The organism is Paraburkholderia ginsengisoli NBRC 100965 (assembly GCF_000739735.1).
GTDB classification, from domain to species: Bacteria; Pseudomonadota; Gammaproteobacteria; order Burkholderiales; family Burkholderiaceae; genus Paraburkholderia; species Paraburkholderia ginsengisoli.
On the sequence record NZ_BBJF01000024.1, the window covers coordinates 58,345 to 83,593 of the forward strand.

Below are 25,249 nucleotides of genomic sequence, written 5' to 3' on the forward strand. Positions count from 1 at the left end.
GATCCGTTACCATGCGAGCACAGAGGCGCGCCCGGCGCGTATATTTTGTCCACTGAAGTCTTCGCCTTGCCCACCTATACCTTGCCCGCGCCGTTGAGCGCGGAACTCGAGATTCGCAAGAGCCGATTCATCGCCTACGCGATACCGGTCGCCGACCGCGACGCCGCGATGGCCGAGCTGCGTCGTCTGCGTGACGAACATCCTGCCGCCACGCACGTGTGCTGGGCGCTGCTGGCCGGCGGCCAGTCCGGCATGTCCGACGATGGCGAACCGTCCGGCACAGCGGGAAGGCCGATTCTCGAAGTGCTGCGGCATCACGATCTGGACGGCGTGCTGGCCGCCGTCGTGCGCTACTACGGCGGCGTGAAGCTCGGCGCCGGCGGTCTCGTGCGCGCGTACACCGATGCAATCGCTTCCGCGTTGCTGGATGCGCCTCGAATCGAGAGGATTGCTCAGGTTTCGCTGATCGTCGAAGTGAGCTATGCCGACGAGGCCAAGGTGCGCAGATGGATCGACGCCGAAGGATATGCGCTGGCGGATAGTGCCTACGGCATGCTGGTGAGGATGACGATCCGCTTGCCCGTCAACGCGGTCGACGACGCTCAGCGAGCGCTGGTGGATATGACTCAGGGGAAAGCCGGGTTCTTCTGACGGTCGGCCTGGCCAGGGCTTCTCTTGTGAGATCGGTTCTGTGAGAGCGGTCAGGCAAGAAACCGCACTGCGCTCTGCCGCAAACGGTGCCGGCAAAATGGTCCAGGCGTCGCGCGCTGTTACCATGCTGATCTCTATCGGGATGACTCCATTTGAAAGGGCAACTCCTCTGACTTCGACTGCCGCTTTTTCCAGCACAGCGCCTGAGTCGCCGCAACTGAGCCCGTCTCTGCCGCGCCCGGCCAGTGCCGCGGATTCAACGCTGAGCGCCGCCCTGCTCAAGGGCTGCGGCGCTTTCGCGCTGCCGTTGCTGCTGTCGGCGTGTTCCTGGTCGTGGTTCGGCCTGAATAGCAGCGCACCGCGCGTGAGCGCGCATTCCACTGGCTCGCTCAGCGTTGCCCCTGCCCGCGACTTCGACTACATGCCGGCGCGCAGCGGACGTGTTTCGCCAAATCGTATCGAGAATACGGCGATGACCGGCATCGTGCTCAAAGAGGACGTCAATGGCGCTGTGCGCAACGGCGTGGCGAATAGCTTGCAGATCGCGGGCTTTCATCTCAACGATCGCAAACGCGTGCTTTGCGGCAGCATAGAGACATTCAGCGTCGACGATACGCGCTCGCCGGCGAGCTGGACGTTGAAGATGCGCTACGTCGTCATCGATACCGCAAGCCGGAAGGTCGTGTTCTCCACCATCAAGACGGTCAAACAGAAGTCGCCGAAATTTACCAATAGCACGATTGCAATCGAAGATACCGTCAAGCTGAGCGTCGATGCGTTGATTGAAGATCCGGGCTTTGTCAAAGCGGTGAATTAGACTGCGTTGGCGCGTAGTTGCAGGCCGGTTTCGCTACAATTCATGACCATGTGTCGCGCGCCGGCCTGGACGACCTCTCGCCATGCGATGCGCCGCAATCCACTGCCCACATCGTGCGAGCCGTCATGTCCCTCACCGCCTGGCTGTTCTTTTTGCCCGCCTGCTTCGCCATCAATCTCGCGCCGGGACCTAACAATCTGTTGTCGATCAATGTGGCGGCGCGTCATGGTTTCATGACGGCATTCGTCGGCGGCACGGGTCGGCTGGTCGCGTTTGCGATGATGCTGGTGCTCGCCGCGACCGGTCTGGCAGTCGTGCTGCATGCGTCGGAGTGGTTCTTTCTCGCGATCAAACTGGCGGGCGCTGCATATCTGATCTGGCTGGCCATTCAATTGTGGCGCAGCGATGCGCCAACCATCGACACTTCACAGCCTCAGGATGCGTCGCTCGGGCGGATTGCGTGGCGGGAGTTTCTCGTGGCGGCCGGTAATCCGAAAGCGATTCTTGTGTTCACTGCGTTCCTGCCGCAATTCGTCGATGTCGCGCGACCGATCATCCCTCAGTTTGCCGTGCTCGGCGCGAGTTTTCTGGCGCTCGAGTGGGTGGCGATTGCACTCTATTCGTGGGCGGGAATGTATCTCGGGAAATGGCTGGTGAGGGCGAAAGTGAGGCGGTGGTTTAATCGGTTTTGTGGAGGATTTCTCGCGGCGATTGGGGTGAGCTTTTTGTTGGTGCGAAGGGGATGAGGGAATGCACGCATCGGCATCGCGCACGCCGCTCATACTATCGAATGCGCTCCTGCTCACCACTTATGTCCATACAGAATCGGCCAAAGGCGCGAGCTTCACTTATCAATTTGATCCGAACCGTTTCGATCAGGTCAGATGCTCTCTTGCATAACCGATAGCTAATGGTCCGGCCGACAAACTTTAACTATCTGCATTCGTCGCGCCCCTTTATGCTCGAACAGTGACCTGTTGCCGCGCACGGCAATGATCGGCAATGGGCAAGCGACTTTTTATAGTCAAGGGAGCGGCATCATGAAGATCTGCATCTTTGGAGCGGGAGCGATTGGCGGCATGATGGGCGTGCAGCTCGCACGCGCGGGCGCGGACGTGAGTTTCGTCGCGCGAGGCCCCCATCTGGCAGCCATGCGCGAGCATGGCGCGCGTCTGATCATGGACGGCGAGACGTTCAGCGCGCCGGTTCGCTGTACGTCCGACCCAGGTGAGCTCGGCGTGCAGGACTTCGTGATCATCACGCTAAAAGCGCATTCGCTGCCCGGCGTGGTCGATACGATGCAGCCTCTGCTCGGCAAGCACACGGCGATCGTCACAGGCGTCAACGGTATTCCCTATTGGTACTTCTATCAGCATGGCGGACGATTCGCCGGCACACGCCTCGCGAGCGTCGACCCGGACGGCGGTCAATGGACGAAGCTCGGTCCCGAACGGGCAATCGGCTGCGTGCTATATCCTGCTGCCGAAATCGTCGAACCGGGCGTGATCAAACACGTATACGGCAAGAAATTCCCGATCGGCGAACCGAGCGGCGAACGTACGCCGCGCATTCAGCAATTGCACGAGATCATGCAGGCAGCGGGTTTCGAAGCGCCGATCCGCGACAACATCCGCGACGAAATCTGGCTCAAACTGTGGGGCAATCTGTGCTTTAACCCCATCAGTGCATTGACGCACGCCACGCTCGACGTGCTCACCAGCGACCCGGGTACGCGCGCGGTATCCCGCACGATGATGCTCGAGGCAAAGCGGATTGCCGAACAATTCGGCGTGCACTTTCGCGTCGATGTGGAAAAGCGGATTGACGGCGCTGGTGCGGTCGGCGCGCATAAGACATCGACTCTGGTTGATCTGGAGAATCGTCGTCCGATGGAAATCGACCCGCTCCTGACGGTCGTTCAGGAAATGGGGCGCCTTGTCGCCGAACCTACACCGACGATCGACGTAGTACTCGCACTGATCAAGTTGCGCGAGCGGATGGCGTTGCAGGGCAATTGATGGAACGTCGCTGACTTCCTCTTTATCTGCCTCCTTAAAATGAAACGAGGATCGAACGCTCCGCGCACTCGATCCTCGTTTTACGCTGCTCTTTCCACCATCGACGCTATTGGTCGATCGCCAGCCACACCGCCTTCGGCTCGGTGAAGTTCTCGATCGCGACGTCGCCGTGTTCGCGCCCGAAGCCAGAATCGCCGGACCCGCCCCACGGCAGACGCACGTCGGTATACCCATAGGTATTGATCCACACAGTTCCCGCCTTCAGGTCCCGCGCGACCCGATGCACGCGGCCGATGTCCCCGCTCCACACACCGGCCGCAAGACTATACGCCGTACCGTTAGCTATCCTTATCGCATCGGCTTCGTCGTTGAAACGAACCACGCTCGCGACCGGCCCGAAAATCTCCTCCTGTGAAATGCGCATTTCGTGTTCGACGTTGGCGAACACCGTCGGCTCGACGAAGAAGCCGCGTTCGCCGATGCGTGCACCGCCGGTCACGAGCGACGCGCCTTCAGCTCGCCCCGTTTCCACGTAACCGAGCACGGTCTTCATCTGCGCGGCCGAGATGAGCGGCCCCATCGACGTTTCGCGCGCCGACGGATCGCCAACCTTGATCGACTTCGCTCGCGCGGCGAGGCGCTCGACCACTTCATCGTAGACGTCGCGATGCGCGAGGATACGCGAGCCCGCCGAACACACCTGCCCGGTATTGAAGAAGATGCCCGACGCTGCGGCGCGCACCGCGTTGTCGAGATTGGCGTCGGCGAAGATCAGGTTCGCCGACTTGCCGCCGAGCTCCAGCGTGACGCGCTTGAAGTTGCCGGCCGCACCTTGCAGGATGCCGCGTCCAACCGACGGCGAGCCCGTGAACGTCACCTTATCGACGCCGGGGTGCGCGACCAGCGCATCGCCGACCACACGTCCCTTGCCGGTGACGATATTCAGTACTCCGGGAGGTACCCCCGCTTCGAGCGCAAGCTCGCCGATGCGCAACGCGGTCAACGGCGTGATCTCCGCGGGCTTGACGATCAGCGTGCAACCGCACGCGAGCGCCGGCGCGATTTTCCACATGCCGATCATCAGCGGGAAATTCCACGGGACGATCGCGGCGACCACGCCGACCGGCTCACGTATCGTGTACGTCAACGCGTCGGGGCGCGTCGGCACGACCTGGCCGTTGATCTTGTCGCACCAGCCTGCGTAGTATTCGAGCGTATCGATCGCGGCCGGAATGTCCTGGCGCATCACGGCGGCAATCGGCTTACCGGCGTCGAGACTTTCGAGCGCGGCGAGTTCGTCGAGATTGGTACGCATCAGTCCTGCGAGACGCGCGAGAATGCGGCCACGGTCCGCGGCCCGGATCGAGTTCCACACTTTCAGCGCGGCGCGCGCCGCGTGCACCGCTGCATCCACGTCGGCGGCGCTCCCTTGGGCCACCAATGCGATCGGCTCTTCAGTGGCCGGGTTGATGTCGATGGAATACTCGCCGGTGCCGGGCGGCAAACGCTTGCCGTCGATCAGCAGATCATGCTGGCTGAGGTCGGTGTCAGTTTGCATCATGAAGCTCCTTGAGTGGATGTTGTCGTGTCGCTGGCCGTCGGCGAATGGAATGAGGTGCGGCGCTGGCAAGCGCCGCTGACGCTACGGCTCGTGCAAAACGGTGCGGCGCTGCGCAGCGGCAGGCCGCGTGACTGATGGCGAGGCGGACGACGCAACGCCCATCTGAGGAGAAGCGCTCGCGGACGCCGCGAACTGCGCCCACGCCGCAGCGGCGTTCGGCCGTAGCGAGCGGTTCCGGCGCTGCACCAGCAACGTGGCCACACGCATCTCCGGCGCCAATGGTCGACTCACCAGCGCTACGCCCGGCGCCGGCCAATACGCGTCGACAGGTAACACGCCGACGCCGAGGCCCAGTTCGACCATGCGCGACACCGCCGCCACATGGCCGAGTTCCTGCAACGGGCGCCGCTTCAATTCATTCGCGCTGAACGCGAGTTCAAGCGCTGCACGCACGCCCGTGTCCGCGTTCAGCGTGATGAGCGGCCACTCATGCAAGGCGCGCCATGCAACGCTGTCATGCCGGGCTAACGGATGTGCCGGCGGAATCACCACATGCAGCGGCGTCGTGAAGATGGCTTGCGCGTGCAGCACTTCGCTGTCGAACGGTTCGGCCATTGACACCACGCCGAAGTCCACCTCGCCCTGCTCCACGCTTGCAAGCACGCCGCTTTGCGGCTGATCGCGGACGGACACGACCAACTCGGGATAGACCGACGCGCAACGAGCCAGCGCTTGTGCAACCCAGCTCGACGACAACACCGGATTGCTAGCCAGCATCACGACGCCGGTATGTCCGTCGTAGGCGGCGCGTTCTTCGAGCAGGGTCAGTTCGATCTCGTCGAGCAGTCGGCCGATTCTTCGTTCGAGGCTCGCGCCTGCCTTGGTCAGCTCCACCTGGCGAGTGGTGCGATCGAACAGTTTCAATTCGACCGCATCTTCGAACTCACGCACGCAGCGACTCACTGCCGACTGTGTCAGGTCGAATTCGCGCGCCGCGCGCGTAAAACTGCGCTCACGCGCGACGGCGACGAACACCTTGAGTTGCTGCAACGAAACATTCATGTCGTTACTGCCGGACGCGGACCGCTCACGCTATTCCCCTGTCTGCTCAGGCCAGTGACTCAAGCGCGAGGCGCTGCCATTGCCCGCGACCGCCAGCACGCCTTGAGGCTCGTTGTGCGATTCGATCCAGCGCGAACGCATCGGCGCGAGTACGAATTTGGCCGACACGCCGGCCGCGATCGTGATGACCGCCGAGACGATGAAGACAAGGTTCCAGCCACCCGTGGCCGCCAGCACCGACGCGATCGGCACCAGCAAAGCCGCCGTGCCCTTCGCGGTGTACAACGTGCCCGCATTGGCCGTGGCGTATTTGCTGCCGAACGTATCGGCGCAGATTGCCGGAAAGATCGAGAAGATCTCGCCCCAGAAGAGGAAGATCAGCGCGGCGAACGTCATGAACGCGTACGGGTTGCTGCCGAACTGCATCAGGCCGAGCAGTGCCAGACCCTCGCCGATGAAGATCACGAACATCGTATTTTCACGGCCGATCTTGTCGGAGATGAAACCGCACAACGGACGCGTGAGGCCGTTGAAGATGTTGTCGATCGACAGCGTCATCGTGAGCAGCGGCAAGGTCATGCCGAAGAACGACATCGGAATGCGGGCGAGCCCCCAGTCTCTCGCGATCGGGCCGATTTGCGCTGTCGCCATCAGACCGCCCGCCGCGACCGCCACGAACGATGCATAGATCACCCAGAACACCGGCGTCTTGAGCATCTGGCGCGATGTGAAGTCGGCCTTCGACACGGCGAACTTGCTCTTGCGCACGGCCTTCTGACGAAGCGTCGGCCGGATCAACAGGAGCGCGAGCAACAGAATGCTGACGCCTTGCAGAATGCCGAAGAAGAAGAACGCGTGCTGGTAGCCGGAGCGCGTAATCATGTTGGCGATCGGAATCACAGTGATCGCCGCACCGGCGCCGAAGCCCGCGGCTGTCAGACCAGCGGCGAGACCACGTCGATCGGGAAACCACTTCAGCGCATTGCCGACACACGTGCCGTACACGCCGCCTGCGCCGATGCCGCCAATGACCGCGGACGCGTACAGAACGCCCAATGTCGTCGCATACGAATTCATCACCCACGACAAACCCGCGAATACCGCCCCCACGGCGACCACGGGCCGCGGTCCGAACCGGTCGACGAGCAGACCTTCGAACGGCACGAGCCACGTTTCGGTCAGGATGAAGATCGTGAAGGCAAGTTGAATGGACGCTTCGCCCCAGTGATGCCTGGCGTTCATCGGCCCGACGAACAATGTCCATGCATATTGCAGATTGGCCACCAGCGCCATGCACACGATACCGATGACAAGCTGCCACCAACGATTCCCCAAAAACGAGCGGGGCGTGGTTTCCTGGGTGATATTGTCCATGAGCTTTGTCTCCACCATTTATATATGCAGCCGGTCAGCGCCCCGACGAAGTTCCCTCGGAGGACGTGCCGCGCCGTATGTGTCCCACCTTATGGTTAGGACCCGAAAAGCCTTGCTTTTCGGGAATATTTAACATTTGCGTCTTTAATCTACTTCTTTAAAACAGCCGGGCTGACTGATCGCAATTTCGAAACTTCTTTATTCCGATCAATTAAACGAAAAAGCGGAAAGCTTGACCGGCCAATTCGTCCGCCACGACGGCCATCCGCGCGTTAACCCGAGTACTTTTCCGAGTACTTCGACGCAATTTCACGTTCTTATACGGCTTCGTTTCATGCTAGGGTCATTGCTGAATTACTAATAATTAAAGTTTGTTATTATGTTGATTCACAATTGCTTATACATCGGCCATGACGATGCGCAATGCGACTCTGCGGCAACTAAAAGTGTTCGAAACGGTGGCGCGCCATCTGAGCTTCTCGCGTGCCGCGGAGGAATTGCATCTGACGCAGCCCGCCGTCTCCACCCAGGTGCGGCAACTCGAAGAACATGCGGGGCTGCCGTTGTTCGAACAACTCGGCAAAAAGATCTATTTGACGCCGGCCGGCACCGAGATGCTCCACTACAGCCGCGCGATCATTCAGCAGTTCCACGAAGTCGACGAGGCGATGAGTCAGCTCAAGGGCGTCTCGGGCGGCAAGCTGAATGTCGCGGTGATCAGCGCGGGCGACTACTTCTTTCCGCGATTGCTCGCTGAATTCACTCGCCGCTATTCGGGCGTCGTGCTCAATCTCGCTGTTCATAATCGCGAAGAACTGCTGCACCAACTCGGGACGAACCAGACCGACCTTGCCGTCATGGTGCGGCCGCCGCACGAAACCGACGCCACCAACGAGCCGTTCGCGCCGCATCCGTATGTGATCGTCGCGGCGCCCACGCATCCGCTCGCCCACAAGCGCAACATCCGGATGAGTCAACTCGCGAACGAGGCTTTCATCGTGCGCGAGCGCGGATCGGACACGTGGAATTCCATGGAAGAAGGTTTCGCGGGACGTCTCGCCAATCTGAAGATCGCCATGGAGATCAAGAGCACCGAGACGATCAAGCAGGCGGTGATCGCCGGCATGGGCATCGCGTTCCTCTCCGCGCATACGATTAGCCTCGAATTGCAGCTGGGCCATCTGGTCGTACTGGATGTCGAGAGCTTTCCCGTCATGCTCAACTGGTATGTCGTGCATCGGAAGAATAAACGTCTGCCGCCGGTGGCCGTCGCGTTCAAACGCTTCCTGATGGAAGAAGGAGCGAACCTGATCGAGAAGATCACGCGCGTCAAGGAATTGAGCGTGTATAAGCAGTAAGCTATGAAGACCCAATAAAACTTTAACTATTGCAAATCGACTGGTACTTCTATGCTGCAAGCGAGTTCTCTCACTTGTCAGTACAGGAGGCCGATCATGACCCATGCTCCGGTTGAATCGCACGCCGGCAACACGCGCGCAATCCGTCTTGCCACGGACGCTTCCGACGACGCTCATCTGAGCGCCTACAATGCCGCGTTCAGCGACCTCGGCCTGCGGTTCCGCTGGGACCGCGCGACGCTCGACCTGCTGAATGAATTCAACGGCGAAGTGGCGCGCATTACTGCGTACATCGAGCGGTATCACAGTCATTTGCACCGCGCGTACGATGCCGACTTTCTCGCGCAAATGATCCTGCACAAGAAGGACCAGTACTACAGCGAGTTCGCGGCGGCAGGCGCTTGAGGGCACAGGCATAGGCGGGATTGCGGTCTCGCCGCGTGTTGCGCCTGCTAGTGCGCGAGTGTGTGCGCTCATGTTCAATGGCGCGCCGTGAAATGACTCGACCGATGGCGAATGCATTCACGTTGGCGCCTGTTCACACTCCCGCTGTTCTGCTCGCCTCGCCGATGCCGATATGCAGCCGTACGCACCACGCCCGGTGTTATTTCGCGGAGCGTCCACGCCTGCTCTTCTCCGCCATGCCATTCGATGCGCGCAAGCAGTCCGCGCTTGTACATCGCCACACCATCGCAACGCGCGGCGAACGCGGGCATGTGTAACGCGTGGTTATCGTCGTGACCGTCGGAATACTCGCGGCTGATCATCAGATGCGTGCCCATTGCACATGCCAGCGCGCTCATCGCCAGCAGCGCGCCAAGTCCGAACGGCTGCGCCTGTTCGGTTGCGAAGCCGTAGCCGAGCCATCCGCATAACAGCATCGCGAGCAGATTGACAACGCGGTGGCCTGGTCGCGCGATCGTTTTCAACTGCAATGCACCGCGCAGTTTGGAGAAGGCAATCGCGGACGTCGCGAAGATGAGCGCGCCGATGAATACCGCGGCATAGAGTTCGATACGCTCGGCACTCTCGCGCGCATCCGCCGCCAGATAACGCAAAATGCCGCCCGACATCACAGCGAGTCCCATGCCGCTGCCCAATAGCGCAACGAGACCCGGTCGCCGGGTCAGATCGCAACCGCGTACCATCCAGGCGCCAAGCACCGCGCCAATGACCGCTGCGTCGACCACAACATCGCTCGCTCCCATGCCCGCGGCGAGTAGTCCCGCGAACACGGCCGCCAACGCGCCGGCATGCCAGTAAGGTCGACGCGTGACGCGCAGTTCGAGTTGCCGCTGCCCGACTGCCGCAAGCGCAACCATCAGCACGGAAATCAACGCCGCTGCAAACGCCGCCAGCGAGACGAACACGCCCATCCACGCGGTACTGTCAGACGCTTGCGGCATGCGTACTCCTTCGAGTTGCGATGCAAAACGCTGGGGCGATGAATCGAGATTCAGTTCACGTTCAGACAGATCCCGCCACGGCGATCGGCGGTACCTGTGCCATCGTTGCGTCACGCGCGGCGCTCAACGTATTGCTGAGCGTGCCGATCCCATCGATCGTAATCGACACGGTCGCGCCATCCTTGATCGATCCGACGCCGACCGACGTGCCGCACGCAATCACATCGCCGGGTTCGAGCGTGAGATCCTGCGAGATCAGACTCACCTGCTGCGCGGGCGAAAAGACCATGTCGGCAAGCGGATAGTTCTGCCGTTCCACGCCGTCGAGCGTCGTCACGAGATGCGCGTGCTGCCACTCGAACCCGGAGACGATCGCGGGCCCGATACAACAGAACGTATCGAAACCTTTAGCGCGACACCATTGCGGAAAATGCGGATTCTCGTTCAGCAGATCCGCTGCGGTCACGTCGTTGACGAGCGTATAGCCGAAAATCGCAGCGGCGGCTTCTTCCAGACTCGCGTCGCGGCAACGCCGGCCGATCACGATGCCCAGCTCGCCCTCGTAGACGATCTTGCCGGCATAACTGAGCGGCCGCCGGATCGGCTCACCCGCGCCGATGACCGAGGCCGCCGGCTTCAGCAGAAAGAGCGGATGCGTGGGCACGGGTTTGTCGAGCTTCGCCGCCAGCGCGTGATAGTTGTTCCACAACGCGATGATCTTGCCGGGCGCGCAAGGCGCGAGCGGCGTCAGCGCGCGCGCCGACAGCACCGCGCCGGTCGGCACCGGCTGCTCGAGACTTTCGTACTCGTGCAGATAACCACCTTCGACACGGCCGAACACGATGCCACCGTCGCTCGACATGAACCGCATCCACGTATCCATACGTCACTCCTTCAGCGCTTCAAAACGATCCTGCGTCGACCAGATCAAGCGCGTTCAGATCGCGCCTGCGGTTCGCAACGCGCTGATCTGCTCGGGCGAATAGCCGAGTTCGGCCATCACTTCGTCGGTATGTTCACCGAGCAGCGGCGAGCGTTTCACCTCGGTCGGGCTGTCGGACAGTTTGATAGGATTGCCAACCGTCAGATATTTGCCGCGCGTCGGGTGATCCACTTCGACGATCGTGCCGGTTTTGCGCAGTGACGGCTCCTCGGCGATTTCCTTCATCGACAGGATCGGCCCGCACGGAATGTCGTACTTGTTGAGGATCTGCATGGCCTCGAACTTGGTCTTGGTCATGGTCCAGCGCTCGATCTCGGCAAAGATATCCTTCAGATGCGGCAGACGCGCTGCGGGCGTCGCATAGTCGGGATCCGTCGCCCACTCTTCCTTGCCGATCACGTTGCAGATCTTCGCCCACACCGGCGCCTGCGTGATGAAGTAGATATACGCATTCGGGTCCGTCTCCCAGCCTTTGCACTTCAGAATCCAGCCCGGCTGACCGCCGCCCGACGCATTGCCCGCACGCGGCACGGCTTCACCGAACTTCCCGTTCGGATATTGCGGGTACTCTTTCATCGTGCCGGTGCGAGCGAGCCGCTGCTGGTCGCGCAGTTTCACGCGGCACAGATTCAGCACACCGTCCTGCATCGCGGCGAGCACGCGCTGGCCGCGACCGGTCTGCGTACGCTGATACAACGCCGTGACGATGCCGAGTGCGAGATGCAAACCCGTGCCGCTATCGCCGATCTGCGCGCCGGTCACGACCGGCGGCCCGTCGTCGAAACCGGTCGTCGACGCCGCGCCGCCTGCGCATTGCGCGACGTTCTCGTAGACCTTGCAGTCCTCGTACGGTCCAGGACCGAAGCCCTTCACCGACGCGACGATCATGCGCGAATTCAATTCCTGAATCCGCTCCCACGTGAAGCCCATGCGATCCAGCGCGCCCGGCGCAAAGTTCTCCACCAGCACGTCGCATTTCTGGATCAGCGCTTCGAGAACCTGCTTGCCTTCCGGGTTCTTCGTGTCGATCGTGACCGAACGCTTGTTGTGATTGAGCATCGTGAAGTACAGGCTGTCCACGTCGGGGATATCGCGCAACTGCTCGCGCGTGATATCCCCCGCACCGGCCCGCTCCACCTTGATCACATCCGCGCCGAACCACGCCAGCAATTGCGTGCAGGTCGGACCCGATTGCACATGCGTGAAATCGAGAATGCGTACACCGTCGAGTGCTTTGCCCATGTCGTGTCTCCTGAAGGCAAGGTTTTACTTGTACAGGGTCCGGTTCTTCGTGCCCGGCGCGCACTCGCGCAGGTCGACCCAGATATTGACCATCGCCGGGCGGCCGGTCCGATGCATCGTTTCGCGAGCGCGCTGCAACGCGCCAGAGATCTGCGGACCGGGCGCGCCGTTGAAGCGCTCGCGCGCGGCCATCGAAATCATGTCCGCGACCCGTTCGGTGTTCGATGCGCTGGCGGCGACCTTGGTGATCGACGCCATGATGTCGACGTGCGGCAGGTCGCGCAGCGAGCGCATCTCGTGCTGCGTTTGTGCGCCCCGTCCGCCGGTATTCGGGATCGCGCGCTTGGAGCGGAATGCGGTGGCGACGCCCGTGTCCGCGTTCGTGCGGCCGGGGCCGGGGCCGGCCGCCGTGACCACGCGGCCGAGTTTGCCGGACTGCCGGGCATAGCCGTCGGCCGCGTGAGCCGCGAGTTGCTCATCGCGCGCATCGACGATGCGAATTCCTCCGTCGGCACAGCCGTCGTAGATGTCAATGATGTGGCCGCCGCACAGCGCGAAGATCGTATCGACCGCTTCGTTTTTCAGCACCTTCGCGGTCACATCGCCACCCGAGACGACGCTGGCATTGCGCGTCTTCTGCTTGGGCGTGTCGTCGGCTGTCGTATTGCCCGTGAGCGGGCTCGGGGATGAAACACCTGCGGACATGGTCGTCTCCTGTGTCGACCCGTTAGCGCTTCGGCGCCTGGTCAGGTCCCATGCAAAAGCTGTTGCTGCTCACTTGGTTGTGCAACGGTGATCCATGGACATATCCGCTTCGGCATGCACCCGTCGTGATCGACGTCTCGCTGGCCGTGCCACATACGGTATGTGATATATCAAGTTCGATCAAGCTTAATTTGGAGATGCCTTTGCCTCTGAATGCATGCTGCGCGGCTTGCTGCTTAAGGCTTTGCGACGAAAGACGTGCGCGATTCGTTGTGCGGACCCGGGAAACTACTGACTTTCCGCCTCACGGGTCTCAGCTGGTGTCCGTGTTGATATATCACATACCATATTTTTAAAAGCGTCAAGAACGGTTTACCCCGCCCCCTCGGATCCGCGCACAAAACAAAAGGCCCGCGATGTTTTCACACCGCGGGCCTTCTTCGTCCGCAACCTCGGTCAACCGCTCAGGTAGCCGTTAATCCAGGAAATCGCAGTTCGCCTCGACGAACGTCGCCAGATCCAGCGAATGCTGACGCACGAGCCGCTCGGCCAGCTCGGTGTCACGCCGCTCCAGCGCTTCGATGATACGCAAATGGTCGACGATCGAGCGCGACGCGCGGTCGCTCTGCGAAATCGTCATACGCCGGATGGCCCGAACGTGGATGAAGATGTTCTTGATCGTGTCGAGAATAATCTGCGATTTCGACAGCTCGACGATCGCCTGATGAAACGCGATGTTCGCATCGGAATACTCGGCGATGTGCTCGGCCGGCGTCGCGTCGCGGAAATTGTCGAACATGTGACGCAGGCGGGCGATTTCCTCATCCGTTGCGTGCAACGTGGTGAGTCGGGCGGCCATGCTTTCGAGCGCGGCCCACATCTGGATCATCTCGACGATCTCGCGCTTGCTCTTGCGCACGATATAGATGCCGCGCCGCGGCACCATGCGCAGAAAACCTTCCTGCTCGAGCAAGGTCATTGCCTCGCGCACCGGCGTGCGACTCACGCCGAGCGACTCGGAGAGGACGCGCTCGTCGAGACGGATTTCTTCGCGATTCTGATAGATATCCGCGTCGGCGATCGCCTGGCGGAGCATTGCGTAGGCCTGATCGCGCAAGCTCGCACTCGCGCCGATCGGCTGCAACGACAAGGTCAGCGGTGTTGCCACTGTTTCAGTTTGAAGTTCTGACGACATTCATCGCCTCGGAATGAACATGCGCGCAGTACGGCGCGGGGGCTGCCCCGCCGCGTTGTTCGCCCAAGCCGAAAAACCGGCCATGGTGCGATGCAAGTTGCGCGACCCGCTGGGGAATCCAGTCGGTCAACAGCACGGTGGCGGAAGCGCCCAAACCAATAACACCAATGGCGAGCAGCGCGAGAGGCACAAATTCCATTTGTAACTCCGGATGATTGAGTGAACGAATGACTCAATCATATGCTGCATTGCCGCATTTATCAATATTCGGTATGTAGTATATCAGTGATTGTTGTTTTGAAGTGACATCGACAGGACTCACGTTAGCACGCCCGCAACGCAACCGGCGCGCTCGCCGACAGTCGCGGTCCTCACACATCTGCTTGGTGTAAACGCGCAAAACGCGCGCTATTCGCGCAGTCGCGTTCGATAATCGCGCAATTTCATCGCCTGGCGGATTGTGAGATAAGCCTCGCCTCTTTAATCTTCCGGACATCCTGCCACGGCTCGGCGGTGGTCGCGCCCCGCGCTGACGCCGCCAGAGCCCCGCAGTTCCAGCCTTTCAAGGAGACAACGTCATGAGCACCACCCTTCCGTCGGCCGCGACGGCCCAACACCGCACAGCACGCGATCAGGCGCGCAAGGCGGCGCTCGGCAGCTTCGTCGGCGCCGTGGTCGACTGGTATGACTTTCTGCTGTACGGCATCGTCGCGGCGCTCGTCTTCAACGCCGAGTTTTTCCCCAAAGTCAGCCCGGCGATGGGCACGCTCGCCGCGTTCGCGACCTTCGGCGTCGGCTTCCTGTTCCGTCCGCTCGGCGGCTTCGTGTTCGGCCACTACGGCGACCGCCTCGGCCGCAAGCGCATGCTGGTCCTCACGGTGATGATGATGGGTCTGTCGACCGCCGCGATCGGATTGCTGCCGGCCTTCTCGACGATCGGCTGGTGGGCACCCGTGCTGCTCGTGACCTTGCGCGCGATCCAAGGCTTCGCGGTCGGTGGCGAATGGGGTGGCGCTGCGTTGATGGCGGTCGAAAGCGCGCCGGAAAAAAAGAAGGCGTTCTACAGCAGCGGCGTGCAGGTCGGCTACGGCGTGGGGCTCGTTCTGTCGACCGGGCTGGTCGCGTTGATCAGCCGGTCGATGGACAACACGTCGTTCCTGAGCTGGGGTTGGCGTCTGCCGTTCCTGTTCAGTGTGGTGCTGGTGCTGATCGCGCTGTGGATTCGTTCGAGCATGGAGGAGTCGAAGGAGTTCGTCGAAAAAGTGGGCAAGCGCGGTGAGCGCAGCGTGCGCCTGCCGATCGTCGAAGCGCTGCTGAAGCATCCGAAGGCGTTCCTGCTGATCATCGCGCTGCGTCTGGCCGAGCTGTTCACGATGTATATCGTGACGGCATTCGCGCTGAACTACTCGACGGCGAATCTGCACATGCCGCGCGAATTCTTCCTGACGATCGGGCTGCTGGTCGGCGCGCTGAGCTGCGTGACGATTCCGTGCTTTGCGCTGGCGGCGGATCGTTTCGGGCGCCGGCGCGTCTACATCATCGGCGCGCTGGTCGGCATGTTCAGCGCGGTGCCGTTCTTCCTTGCGCTCGAAGCGCGCGCGACCGTGTGGATCGTGGTCTTCGCGGTGATGCTCGCGAACATCGCGCACGACATGGTGGTCAGCGTGCAGCAGCCGATGTTCACCGAGTTGTTCGGCACCGAGTACCGCTATAGCGGCGCGGGCGTCGGCTATCAGGTGGCGAGCGTGGTCGGCGGTGGCTTCACGCCGTTTATCGCAGTGGCGCTGGTCAGCTTTGCCGGCGGTTCGTGGCATCCGGTGGCCGCGTATCTGGCGATCGGCTGCCTGATCTCCGTGCTCGTCGCGGCAAAAATGAAGACCGGGCGCGGCGTCGTCTGATACTTACCGGACGATTACCGTCCCCTACGGGCCGGCGTGGCGCAGATGCCACCGCCGGCCCGTTTGCTTTTGGGCGCACAACAGCCGTTGTGCAACGCCGTACGGCGTTGCCTCCGCCCGGGGGCTACGGTCAGTTTTCACCAGGATAATGCCTTATGTTTTTGCGTCTCATATTGCCAAGGGCACCCTCGCGCCCTATCGTTCGTCAAAGAAAAATTCGGCGCGAATCGGCTCGGGGCACATGAAAATAAATTGCATATATCGGTGACGTGAGAGTCCGCACGCCTTACACTGCGCCGCCTAAAGCATTCTGTACGAAACGCCGATAACAAAGAGTTCTCACAGGAGACCAATCATGAGCAGCATCACCGAGCCGGGCGGCCAGCCAGGCTCCGCCCCCTTCTTTTCGAAACAGGCCACGATCGCAAAGCCGGGTTTTTCGCGCTGGATGGTGCCGCCCGCGGCGCTCGCCGTGCATCTGTGTATCGGTCAGGCGTATGCATTCTCCGTGTTCAACGGCCCGCTGACCAAGGTCATCGGCATCACCCAATCCGCCGCCGATGACTGGTCGCTCACCGCGCTCGGCTGGATCTTTTCGCTGGCGATCGTGTTCCTCGGATTGTCGGCGGCGTTCGCCGGCAAATGGCTCGAACACGTCGGCCCGCGCCGCACGATGTTCACCTCCGCGTGCTGCTTCGGCGGCGGCTTCCTCGTCTCCGCGCTCGGTGTGCATCTGCATCAGATCGCGCTCCTCTATCTGGGCTATGGCGTAATCGGCGGAATCGGGCTCGGGCTCGGTTACGTGTCGCCGGTGTCGACGCTGATCCGCTGGTTCCCGGACCGCCGCGGCATGGCGACCGGCATGGCGATCATGGGTTTCGGCGGCGGCGCGATGATTGCCGCGCCGCTGTCGGTCGCGCTGATGAACCACTTCCGCAGCGCGACCAGCGTCGGCGTGGCCGAGACTTTCGTCGTGCTCGGCATCGCGTACTTCATCTCGATGTCGATCGGCGCCCTGGCGATCCGCGTGCCGGCCGCCGACTGGAAGCCGGCCGGCTGGACGCCGCCCGCGACCCAGCAGAACAAGATGATTTCGCGTAACCACGTGCATATCGACCAGGCATTGAAGACGCCGCAGTTCTATCTGATCTGGCTGGTGCTGTTCCTCAACGTGACGGCCGGCATCGGCATTCTCGGCCAGGCCTCGGTGATGATCCAGGAGAGCTTCAAGAACACGGTGACGGCCGCCGCGGCCGCCGGCTTCGTGGGTCTGCTGTCGCTGTTCAACATGGGCGGCCGTTTTGTGTGGGCGTCGGCGTCGGACTGGATCGGCCGCAAGAACACGTACTTCATCTTCTTCGCGTTCGGCGCCGTGCTGTACTACCTCGTGCCGGGCTTCGCGGCTTCCGGCCAGATCGCGCTGTTCGTGCTCGCCTATTGCGTGATCCTGTCGATGTATGGCGGCGGCTTCGCGACCGTGCCCGCGTACCTCGCGGACATGTTCGGCACGGCGTTCGTCGGCGGCATTCACGGCCGTCTGCTGACGGCCTGGGCCGCGGCGGGCGTCGCCGGTCCGGTTCTGGTGAACTACATCCGTGCGTACGAAGTCGCCAACGGCGTCGCCAAGGCCGACGCCTACACGATGACCGTTCATATCATGGCCGTGCTGCTGGTGATCGGCTTCGTCTGCAACCTGCTGATCAAGCGTGTGGACGACAAACACCACATGACCGACGCACAACTCGCCAAGGGCGCTTAAGGAGATTCGCATGTCGACCGCTCAGACTCAACCCGTGCATCCGACCAGCAAAGCGAAGCTCGCGATCTTCTGGCTGTACGTGACCGTGCCGCTCGCATGGGGCGTGGTCAATACGATTTCGCAGGCGACGAAGCTGTTCAAGTAACTCCCCGAGGCACCCCGCCCGTTCTATCGGCGGGGTGCCGGCAGTGCGCATGTGCCGCTCATCGCGTCGCCTCGTCAGGCTTGCCCGATGCCACTGCGAAGTCTCCCCCACCATCCCTCGCGCCGCCTGTCCGCTCCCCGCTACCACTGATACGCCGCGCCGGCGCCGACCGTCGTGGTGGCCGAACTGATGCCCGCGCCGACTTTCACCTTCAGATTCGGCGTGACGCGCGCCGACAAAGCCACCGCCATCGCCTGATAGCCCTTGTAGCCGGCCGTCGCAACGCCGAGCGCGAGGTTCTTCGTTGCATCGACTTCCGGCACCATGGTCAGCGCAATAGCCGACGCGGTACCCGAGTACGCATTACGCGCGATGTCGTTGATGCCGCCCTGGAACTGCTGCATGTTGACGGCGTCGGTCGGCGCCTGCCCTGCCGCGACGTTGGTAATGCGGCGCTCGTTGCCGGACGAACCCACCGACACGGTGCCCGTCTGGTCGGCCAGCGAGCCCTCGCCGATCGCCACCGAGTTCGGCGCCGACGCCTTCGCTCCGCCGCCGATCGCGACCGAACTGTTGCCGATTGCCTGCGCCGCATTGCCGGCACTGTTGACGGACACGTATGCGTCGCCGGTGGTTTGAATGTTGTTGACGACCTGACCGAGGCTGCTGATCTGCTGGTTGGTGCTATAAAGTTGCGCGCCGGTCACGGCGTCGGTGCTGCTGGCCGATAGTTCGCCATCCTTAAGATTGGTCAACTGAACCTTCGGCGCATTGGCCGCGGTGCCGCCGAGCGTGACTTTGTCATGCGCGGAACTGTCGTACTGCACCGCATTCGCCACCGCGCCGTTGAGGTTGCCGATGGTGCTCTGCAAGCCGGCAATATCCGTGCTGTTCTGCGTGACGCGGCCATCCAGATTGGTAAGCGCGCCGCCGATGTTGTTCACCACCGTCCCGCCCACCTTATACGAAGGCGCCGTCACCGTGCCGTCCGGGTTGACGGTCGAACCGCCGCCGAGCGCCACCGCCGTGCTCGCCCCTTGCGCATACAGTTGCGACCCGTTGACCGCGTCGCTGCTGGACGGGCTGACCGCGCCCGTCGCCACGCCGGTGACGACCCGGTTGCCTGCCGTGCCGGCCATGTTGACCAGCAGGCCATCCGTCGTCGCGCCGACGTTGATCGTGCGTGATGCCGGATCTTGCGTGACCACGCCGATGCCGCCGGTCGCCATGTTCTGCTGCAACGTGGAGAGCCCGCTGTCGAGCGAGCCGAGCGCGTCGCCGACGGTGCCCTGCGTGCCGCCCTGCACGTGATACGTCGGCGCTGTCATCGAGCCGTCCGCGTTGATCTGCGCGCCGCCGCCCAACGCGGCGACCATCGGTCTGAACTGGCCGAGATTGACCGCGGACGAATCCGTGGTGGCCGCCGCAATGCCGGTCAGTTCGCGGGCGCCGGCCGTGCCGGTGAAATCGACGCGCGCGCCGTCCGTGTCCTTCGCAACACTCAACGCGCGGGTTACCGGATCCTGCTGGACGAGACCGATTTCGCCGTTCGTGATCTGGTTCGTGATGTTGCTCACGTCCCCTTCCATCGTCGTGGTGCGCGCGTCGAGATTGGTGATGCTCGACGTGTTGTCGGTGACGCGCTGGTCGAGGTTCGAGATATTGCTGGTGTTCTGCGCGACCGCCTGATCGGTGCTGAACAGCTGCGCGCCGTTGACCGCGTCCGAGCTGTCGGTGGCGAGATTGCCGGCGCGCACGTTGGTGAGCTGGACCGGCACGGCCGTGTTGCCGAGCGTGACCGTGTCATGCGCCGCCGAATCGTACTGGACCGCGTCGGTGCCCGCGCTCACGCTGGTCGTGACCGCTGCGGCGAGCGCCGCGCCCACGTCGCTATACGTGGTCCCGCCGATGCTGTAGACAGGCTTCTGGATCGTGCCGTCCGGATTGACCGTGGCGCCCCCACCGAGGGACTCGACAACGGGACTGAGTTGTCCGACATTGACGGCGGAGCTCGCCGCCGTACCCGCCGCGACGCCGATCATCTCACGCGGCCCGGCCGTGCCGGTGAAGTCGACATGTGTGCCGTCCGTATCTTTCGCAACGCTCAGGTCGCGCGAAACCGGGTCTTGCTGAAGCAGACCCAGGCTCCCGTTGGTGATATTGCTGATGTTGTTGGTGATGTCGGTGATGGCCGACGTATTCTGCGTGACCGCCTCATTGACGCTGTAGAGCTGCGAGCCGGTTACGGCGTCGGAACTGTCGGCGCTCAACGTGCCGTCCGCGACGTGGGTGAGCTTGACGGGCGTGCCGGAGCTGCCGAGCGTGACGATGTCATGCGCTGCCGTGTCGTAGCGCACTGCGTCGGCGCTCGCGTTCACGCCGACCGAGGTGGCCGCGGCCAGCGCCGCGCCGACGTCGCTATAAGTCGTGCCACCCACGTTGTAGGACGGAGCGACCATCGCACCGTTCGCGTCGATCGATGCGCCGCCGCCGAGCGCGGCCGCGACGCCGGCAAGCTGGCCGACGTTGACCGCGTCGGTGGCTTGCGTGCCCGCCGCGAGATAACCGATCTGCCGGTTCAGCGTGCTGTTGCCCAGCGACACCACGTTCTCACGATCCGCAATCGAGCCACCGCCGAGCGCGACCGCACCGACTGCGGTCGCGGTGGTGTTCGAGCCGAGTGCCACCCCGTTCGTCGCCGTGGGAATGACGAACGATTGATAGCCGATCGCTACGCCGCCCACTGCGGCCGCAGTGCCGAATCCACCGATCGACGCACTGTTGAGCCCAACCGAACGGGCGTTGTAGCCGAGCGCGATCGAGTTGTCCGACATTGCGCCGACGGTCGCGCCTGCCCCCACGACGGTTGAATTGTTCGACAGTGCACCCGCTCCGGAGCCGACCGCGGTCGAGCCGTCGCTTCCGGCCGCCGCCGCCCCACCGACAGCCACAGCATTGATGCCCGTCGCGGCGGCCGCCGGACCGATCGCCATCGCGTTCAGGGAGTCCGATGCACTCGTGCGAGTCCCCTGAACGACATTCGGGCTCACCGAGATATAGTCGGTCACCGCCGGGGTCGCCGCCGCGAGCATCATGAGCGGCTGACTCGTCGTACCCGCGACCGCCGGCGTACCGGCAAACACGCTGGCGTTCTGGATCGCGGCGGCCGTTTCCGGCGCGATCGCCGAGTCGTTGGCGGCCGGCGTGGACGGGCTCGCCACTTGCGTCGTCAATGCCTGCGCGATGTCGAGACAGTTCTGCGTCTGCAACGTGCAAGTGTCGGCGCGGGCTGCTTGCGATACTGCCAGCACGCCCAACAGCCCGGCGCTGGCGGCCACCAGCGCGCGGCACACCGATGTGCCGGTCGCGCCACGACGCGTTGCGACTTCGGATACGGCGACATAGGTGCGGGTCGCTCTGTTCCATACGGTGCGATATGTCTTGTTCAACATGCCTCCCATTCTTATCGAAACTCAACCGCCAAGATTTTTCTTACGCCATCCTAATTAATTAGCTCGGACAGGCTGTGAATTAGGAATGCGGCGCGCTTCCACTTGGACCGACAAAAGCGAAGTGGCCAGTTTCTTTTACGGGATCGAATGGGGGAATACGACTACTCTTAAAAGCTAAATTTTTGCTCGAATGAGACAAACGGCATAGCAGTACCAGGAAGAAAACTGCCAGCGTTCTTAATGAGAGCTTGGTTCTTCTAGTTCGTTTTAGGTCGCAGCTTAATCTGTCTCAGAGTACGGCCAGACATGGCTCGCCGAACCCGGCATGGGCAAGCGCAAGGAGAAACGCAGCGGCCGGCTCAGGCGCCTGGCTCATGCAGCCGCATCGGGAAAGTAATTTCGAACAGCGTCCCCGCGCCTTCCTGCGAATCGAAACGGATGTCGCCTTCGAGCACCCGGCACAACTCCTTGACGATCGCGAGCCCGAGCCCCGCGCCCGGAATGTCGTCGTCGGTGGCGCGCTCGAACTCCTTGAACACGCGCTCGCGGTCGGACGGCCCGATCCCGACGCCGGTGTCCGACACCCGCAGACGCCAGCGATCGCCTTCCGTGGCGATCATCGTCAACTCGATCTCGCCGGCCTTCGTGTATTTCGACGCGTTGGTCAGCAGGTTCAGCGCGATCTGCTTGAGTTTCAGCCGGTTGGATACGACTTCCTCCAGCGCGCCGTCGAACGCGGTGCGCAGGCGCAGCCCCTTTGCTTCGATGGCGGGCGCGCACGAGATCACCAGTTCGTCGAATAGCTCGCGCAGCGCGAAACGCTCCAGCACGAGCGGGCTGCTGTCGCCGAGGACGACCGAATATTCGACCAACTCATCCACCAGCGTCTTCATGTCGGCGGCCTGCCGGTTCGCCAGCGCGAGCGCGGTTTCGAGTCTGGCCGGCGCGCGGCTCATCAGTTGCAGCGCCATCGAAAACACGTTGAGGAAATTGCGCAGATCGTGCACGACGCTGCGCGTGATCTGCATGCGCGACTCGTACAGATCGCCGACCAGCCGCTGTTTGAGCGTGAGCTCGTGATTCGCCCGTTCGAGCCGGCTGGTGTAATCGTCGATCTTCCTGTCGCGCTCGTTGACGACCTCGCGGATCGAGGTCAGCGTGACAAAGCTGACCGCTTCGTCGATGAAATGCCGCGCCCGCTCCTCGTGACGCCGCGTGAAATACGGTCGCGCCTCGCTGAATTCGACGATCGCGCCAGTCAGCATCTGGCGGAACAGATCGAGTTCGCGTACCAGCTCCTCGATGCGGTAGCCCTGTTTCCAGCGCAATTTGCCGTGCAGCCGTGCGTCGCGCTCGATCGCGCTCTCCGCGCTGTCGAGATCCTGGTTCTCCAGCACGCTGCAGATTTCTTCGAGGATGTTCGGGACATGGTCGGCCAGTTGCTCGTAAGTCAGCCGGTCGGATTCGGTCAGTTCGGCGTCGTGAAAGACGGCCTTCATCCAGCGTTCGGTCAAATCGACCTGTTGCGAGCGCAACTGCGCGGCGAAGGCGGTTAGCGGAGGTACGTGCGAGTCCGTCATCTAGGAGCCCTGGCGCCGCAGCGCGGCGAAAAAAGGTGTACCGCCCCAATCCGACGCGACGCATGGGCTGCAAACCGCGCTCGGGAGGCCAATCGCGAGCGCTTCACCAGCCGCTCCCGCGCCTCCAGTATGCGCGATTTGGCAACCGGAAATTAACCAGGGTTTAGGACGTGTGCGCGACGCGGCCGTTTCAGATCCGCTCGAACAGCACGTCCTGCGCACCTTCCCACAGCACCTTGGTGCCGAGTTCGCGCAGCTTCTCGCGGCCTTCGACGATAGTCAGGAAATGGTTGCCCGCCAGTTGCCCCATCTTGCTCGCGAAGCAGCACGAGCCGTACGCGAGGATGATCTCGGTCTCGCTGTAGCCGCCCGGGTAGAACAGAATGTCGCCGACCGACGGATGGCTCGTGTGATTCTCGAAGCCGACCGCCACGCCGTCGTTTTCCAGCTTGAAGTCGCCGAGCGGAACCCAGCAGCCTTCGCCGCTCCAGCGCACGTGAATGATCTTCTGGCGATACGGCAGCAGCTTGAGGAACGCGGCCACGGTATGCGGCGCGTCGGGATGGGTTTCGGCGACGAACTCATGGCCGCAGGAGGTGATTCGGAGTCGGGTCATCGCAGGATATCCGGTTGAAGGTTGAGAGTTGAGCGGCGGTCGGGCGGGCGCGGGCTGGCCAGGGCCGGGCGCACGTCATTCTGTCGTCCGGTGCAAGGCTTCGACAGGTACAGTTGCTTCCCAGCCGGTCAGGCCAGTTCGACCGCGGCCACGGCTTGCTTCGAGACGGGCCGGCGAAGCACGCGCCACACGGTCATGCCAGGTCTTGCCAGGGTTCCGCCACGAAAGTTCGTAGTTTGCAAGCCGCGCAATGCGCAGCACACTGCGCATTGCGCGTGATTCCCGTCGGCGCGCCGCGTATCCGATTCGGTCTCGCAGCTGGCCGCGAGCCATGGCGCGAACCGGCTTCGCGGCGAAAGCCAACGCCATAGACGAGACACGACAACGCAATCGATGAGCCCTGGCGCGTCGGTGCGCCGGACGCAGCACGACATCCCGACGCCGTCCCCGCCGACGGCCGTCCCGACCCACGGGCGCGCCGCCCGCATCCCGCCGCGCTATCCGCACCTCAGCCGCGCAGCCGGTAGGCGAGCGGCGTCACACCATAGCCACGCTTTAACTGCACGGAGAAATGACTGGCACTCTCGAAACCAACCGCAATCGCAATTTGCAGCACGGTCTGATCGGTGGCGCGCAGCAGTCTCGCCGCTTCCTCGAGCCGCAGGCGCGTGACGAACTGATGCGGCGTCTCACCAGCCTCGCGGCGAAACACCCGCGCAAAATGAAAACTGCTTAGGCCGGCCTGCCCGGCCAGTTCGTCGATACTCAGATCGGCGGCGAGATTGGCGCGGATGTAGTCGGTCACGCGACGAATCCGCCGCGGCACCAGCCGTTCGGGCCGCGCCGGCAATCGGCCGGGCGCCGGGCGGCCGCGTGAGTAGTGCTGGAGCAGATGCGCCGCAAGCGCGTGCGCGAGCGCGTCGACATATAGCCGCGAATCGGCCGGATCGGCGGCCGCACGGTGCAGTGCGCCGAGCATCGCGGCGATCAGCGGATCGTGAAAGCACATCGCGTCGCCGAGCGCGAGTTCGCGCGAGCCGCCGAGCTCCAGTTGCTCGGCGACGCTGTCGATCAGACCGCGCTCGATGTGCAGATGCACGGTCGACAACGGCTCGTCGCCGAGCGCACGCCAACGCCATGAGATCGGCGCGGGCGGCACGAACCAGACGTCGCCCACGCGCAGATCGGCGTGCTCCCAGCGTCCGTTCAGATTGCGTTCGAGATGCTCGGCGCCGCTCGCGAGCGTCATCAGTGTGAAGTCCTGCAAGCCGGGGGCTTCCAGCAGTTCCTGTTCGGCCGGTTCGAGATACGAGCGCAGCACGAGGTGACGCCACGGCCGATCCACGCTCGACACGAGTCTCTGGCCCGCCATGTAGCGATCGTAGGCAAGCGTCGTCGTCAGCTTCGGAATTCGTGACATCACGTCCACTCCCAGGGAGGTGTCGTATGCAGGAAGAAAACCCGCCA

Annotated in this window: 21 protein-coding genes and 1 pseudogene; 9 read left to right on the plus strand and 13 right to left on the minus strand. The window is 62.7% G+C overall.

What is annotated here, in order from left to right; all coding sequences use genetic code 11:
* The first annotated feature begins 66 nt into the window (after positions 1-66).
* The 4 genes from BGI01S_RS26665 to BGI01S_RS26680 all read left to right on the plus strand — a co-directional run bounded on the left by BGI01S_RS26665 (position 67) and on the right by BGI01S_RS26680 (position 3,486).
* Positions 67-651, plus strand: coding sequence for an IMPACT family protein (locus BGI01S_RS26665; protein WP_042329342.1), 585 nt, complete (start codon positions 67-69; stop codon positions 649-651).
* A 274-nt stretch (positions 652-925) separates the two neighbouring features.
* Positions 926-1,468: a hypothetical protein gene (locus BGI01S_RS26670; protein ID WP_042329417.1), complete on the plus strand. Its 543-nt coding sequence runs from the start codon at positions 926-928 to the stop codon at positions 1,466-1,468.
* 125 nt (positions 1,469-1,593) lie between these two features.
* Positions 1,594-2,214 (plus strand): LysE family translocator, encoded by a 621-nt coding sequence (locus BGI01S_RS26675; RefSeq protein WP_042329343.1) that lies wholly within the window; start codon positions 1,594-1,596, stop codon positions 2,212-2,214.
* Positions 2,215-2,508: 294 nt separating this feature from the next.
* Entirely contained in the window at positions 2,509-3,486 is a 978-nt protein-coding gene (locus tag BGI01S_RS26680) for a 2-dehydropantoate 2-reductase (RefSeq protein ID WP_042329418.1), read from the plus strand.
* 106 nt (positions 3,487-3,592) lie between these two features.
* On the opposite strand, the gene BGI01S_RS26685 is transcribed toward BGI01S_RS26680, so the two are convergent.
* The 3 genes from BGI01S_RS26685 to oxlT all read right to left on the minus strand — a co-directional run bounded on the left by BGI01S_RS26685 (position 3,593) and on the right by oxlT (position 7,483).
* Positions 3,593-5,044, minus strand: coding sequence for an aldehyde dehydrogenase family protein (locus tag BGI01S_RS26685; protein ID WP_042329419.1), 1,452 nt, complete (start codon positions 5,042-5,044; stop codon positions 3,593-3,595).
* Between the two features lie 84 nt (positions 5,045-5,128).
* Entirely contained in the window at positions 5,129-6,109 is a 981-nt protein-coding gene (locus BGI01S_RS26690; protein ID WP_042329344.1) for a LysR family transcriptional regulator, read from the minus strand.
* A gap of 30 nt (positions 6,110-6,139) precedes the next feature.
* Positions 6,140-7,483: an oxalate/formate MFS antiporter gene (gene oxlT / locus BGI01S_RS26695; RefSeq protein ID WP_042329345.1), complete on the minus strand. Its 1,344-nt coding sequence runs from the start codon at positions 7,481-7,483 to the stop codon at positions 6,140-6,142.
* A gap of 410 nt (positions 7,484-7,893) precedes the next feature.
* Between oxlT and BGI01S_RS26700 the strand changes: the two genes are divergently transcribed.
* Together BGI01S_RS26700 and BGI01S_RS26705 are read left to right on the plus strand one after the other, a co-directional pair.
* Complete coding sequence (locus BGI01S_RS26700; protein ID WP_042329346.1) at positions 7,894-8,841, plus strand: LysR family transcriptional regulator; 948 nt, start codon at positions 7,894-7,896, stop codon at positions 8,839-8,841.
* Positions 8,842-8,937: 96 nt separating this feature from the next.
* The gene (locus BGI01S_RS26705) at positions 8,938-9,246 is read left to right on the plus strand and encodes an HAD family hydrolase (protein WP_042329347.1); all 309 of its coding nucleotides are present in this window, start codon (positions 8,938-8,940) and stop codon (positions 9,244-9,246) included.
* A gap of 74 nt (positions 9,247-9,320) precedes the next feature.
* On the opposite strand, the gene BGI01S_RS26710 is transcribed toward BGI01S_RS26705, so the two are convergent.
* The 6 genes and pseudogenes from BGI01S_RS26710 to BGI01S_RS26735 form a co-directional block, all read right to left on the minus strand.
* Entirely contained in the window at positions 9,321-10,247 is a 927-nt protein-coding gene (locus tag BGI01S_RS26710) for an NAD(P)(+) transhydrogenase (Re/Si-specific) subunit beta (RefSeq protein ID WP_042329349.1), read from the minus strand.
* A 61-nt stretch (positions 10,248-10,308) separates the two neighbouring features.
* On the minus strand, positions 10,309-11,130 hold the full coding sequence (locus tag BGI01S_RS26715) for a fumarylacetoacetate hydrolase family protein (protein WP_042329350.1): 822 nt from the start codon (positions 11,128-11,130) through the stop codon (positions 10,309-10,311).
* A gap of 54 nt (positions 11,131-11,184) precedes the next feature.
* Positions 11,185-12,432: a formyl-CoA transferase gene (gene frc, locus BGI01S_RS26720; RefSeq protein ID WP_042329351.1), complete on the minus strand. Its 1,248-nt coding sequence runs from the start codon at positions 12,430-12,432 to the stop codon at positions 11,185-11,187.
* 153 nt (positions 12,433-12,585) lie between these two features.
* Positions 12,586-13,137, minus strand: a pseudogene (locus BGI01S_RS26725) (thiamine pyrophosphate-binding protein); the annotation flags it as partial.
* 475 nt (positions 13,138-13,612) lie between these two features.
* Positions 13,613-14,332, minus strand: a complete 720-nt coding sequence (locus BGI01S_RS26730) for a GntR family transcriptional regulator (RefSeq protein WP_042329353.1) — start codon at positions 14,330-14,332, stop codon at positions 13,613-13,615.
* On the minus strand, positions 14,310-14,531 hold the full coding sequence (locus tag BGI01S_RS26735; RefSeq protein WP_042329355.1) for a hypothetical protein: 222 nt from the start codon (positions 14,529-14,531) through the stop codon (positions 14,310-14,312). The genes BGI01S_RS26730 and BGI01S_RS26735 overlap by 23 nt, the downstream gene beginning before the upstream one ends.
* Positions 14,532-14,910: 379 nt before the next feature.
* On the opposite strand from BGI01S_RS26735, the gene shiA reads away from it, so the two are divergent.
* The 3 genes from shiA (at position 14,911) to BGI01S_RS26750 (ending at position 18,134) form a co-directional block, all read left to right on the plus strand.
* A complete protein-coding gene (shiA, locus tag BGI01S_RS26740; protein ID WP_042329356.1) occupies positions 14,911-16,230 on the plus strand; it encodes a shikimate transporter in 1,320 nt (439 codons plus the stop codon).
* Between the two features lie 355 nt (positions 16,231-16,585).
* Entirely contained in the window at positions 16,586-17,989 is a 1,404-nt protein-coding gene (locus BGI01S_RS26745) for an L-lactate MFS transporter (protein WP_042329357.1), read from the plus strand.
* Positions 17,990-17,999: 10 nt separating this feature from the next.
* Entirely contained in the window at positions 18,000-18,134 is a 135-nt protein-coding gene (locus BGI01S_RS26750; RefSeq protein WP_042329358.1) for an MFS transporter small subunit, read from the plus strand.
* Positions 18,135-18,274: 140 nt separating this feature from the next.
* On the opposite strand, the gene BGI01S_RS26755 is transcribed toward BGI01S_RS26750, so the two are convergent.
* From BGI01S_RS26755 to BGI01S_RS26770, 4 genes are all read right to left on the minus strand, one after another.
* A complete protein-coding gene (locus BGI01S_RS26755) occupies positions 18,275-21,586 on the minus strand; it encodes a YadA-like family protein (protein WP_042329422.1) in 3,312 nt (1,103 codons plus the stop codon).
* 359 nt (positions 21,587-21,945) lie between these two features.
* A complete protein-coding gene (locus tag BGI01S_RS26760; RefSeq protein WP_042329360.1) occupies positions 21,946-23,166 on the minus strand; it encodes a sensor histidine kinase in 1,221 nt (406 codons plus the stop codon).
* Positions 23,167-23,356: 190 nt separating this feature from the next.
* Complete coding sequence (locus BGI01S_RS26765; RefSeq protein ID WP_042329361.1) at positions 23,357-23,782, minus strand: DUF3830 family protein; 426 nt, start codon at positions 23,780-23,782, stop codon at positions 23,357-23,359.
* Between the two features lie 508 nt (positions 23,783-24,290).
* Positions 24,291-25,202, minus strand: a complete 912-nt coding sequence (locus BGI01S_RS26770; protein ID WP_042329424.1) for an AraC family transcriptional regulator — start codon at positions 25,200-25,202, stop codon at positions 24,291-24,293.
* Positions 25,203-25,249 lie beyond the last annotated feature (47 nt).